2 protein-coding genes are annotated in these 1,282 nt (G+C 63.4%); one reads left to right on the plus strand and one right to left on the minus strand.

The window, feature by feature from the left end:
* A partial coding sequence (locus tag ACIBG0_RS42245) for a helix-turn-helix domain-containing protein (protein ID WP_397041297.1) occupies nt 1–762 on the minus strand: 762 nt, incomplete at its 3' end.
* Nucleotides 763–849: 87 nt separating this feature from the next.
* On the opposite strand from ACIBG0_RS42245, the gene ACIBG0_RS42250 reads away from it, so the two are divergent.
* Nucleotides 850–1,245 (plus strand): carboxymuconolactone decarboxylase family protein, encoded by a 396-nt coding sequence (locus tag ACIBG0_RS42250; RefSeq protein ID WP_397041299.1) that lies wholly within the window; start codon nt 850–852, stop codon nt 1,243–1,245.
* Nucleotides 1,246–1,282: the final 37 nt, after the last annotated feature.

Here is a 1,282-nt window from a genome sequence, read left to right on the forward strand (position 1 = left end):
CGGTGCGTGTGCTGCGGGGGTGAAGGCGACGAGTCGTTGCCGGGCGTCGCCGGGTAGCTCGAGGTTTTCGTAATTCACCGTGACGACACCCATTTCGGGGTGCCGGAGACGCTTCCTTCCGTGTGTGCGCACCACCACGTCCCCTGTGGTCCACAGCCGAGCGAATTCTGCGCTGGCAGTAGACAATTCACTGATCAGGTCGGCGATTTCCGGGTCGTTCGGATGTCTGCCGGCGACGACGCGCAACTGTGCACTTGTCGCGGCCGCCACATCCGTCCAGTCGACATAGAACTCGCGCGCCCCAGAGGCGAGGAATAGCGAGCGGGCCAGATTCGTGTGCTCGCCGAGAGGCTCGAACAGTCGCTGCGCCAACCCGTTTACCGCGAGCACCGTGAAGGTATCGGTGATGACCATCGCCGGGACGGCATTCATGAGGTCGAGCATGCATCGCAGTTCCGGTCGCGCGTCTGTGCGGGTTGGCTGGGGCTGCCGACGTGATGGTCGAGCCAATACCCGCAGATGCACATGCTCCACGGCATCCAGCCGCAGTGCTACGGCTATGGCGTCGAGAACCTCGTCGGATGGACTGGTGGCACGTCCCTGCTCCAAGCGCTGGTAGTACTCCACGCTGATTCCCGCCAGCTGAGCGAGTTCCTCTCGCCGCAACCCGGGAACCCGTCGGCGACCGCCGCCGCGCAGCCCTACCTCGGCCGGGTCGATCCTGGCGCGGCGAGTGGAAAGAAAGCTGCCCAGTTCGGTCACCGTCCCGAGTTTAGACAAGCTGGCCTTTGCAGTACCAGTACAACTTGGGCGTGGTTCACCCGAGCTGGATCGACCAGGCTGAAAGTCATGAACGAACGATACGAGCGAGGGCTGGCTCGCCAGCGCGAGATGGGTGGAGCGACAGCCGCCCGTGCACGCGTCTACGACACTCTCGCCGATATTGCTCCGGATTTGCAGCGCTTCGCCGTCGAGTTCGCCTACGGCGACGTCCACGCCCGATCCGGGTTGGACATGGGCAGTCGCGAACTGGTCATCCTCGGTGTACTGATAGGACTCGGTGGGGTCGAACCGCAACTCGAGGCGCACATCACCACCGCACTGAACGCAGGAGTACCGCCCACCGGTGTCATCGAAGCGATCATCCAGGCGCTGCCCTACGCCGGATTCCCCCGCGTACTCTCCGCGATGACCATTGCTCGGCGTGTCTTCGCCGATCGAAAACTACTGCCGCTCAACAACTGAGGAGAAACTAACATGACCTCCACACAGGAACGCGCCG

Source organism: Nocardia sp. NPDC050630 (assembly GCF_044457245.1).
In the GTDB taxonomy this organism is placed as follows: Bacteria; Actinomycetota; Actinomycetes; order Mycobacteriales; family Mycobacteriaceae; genus Nocardia.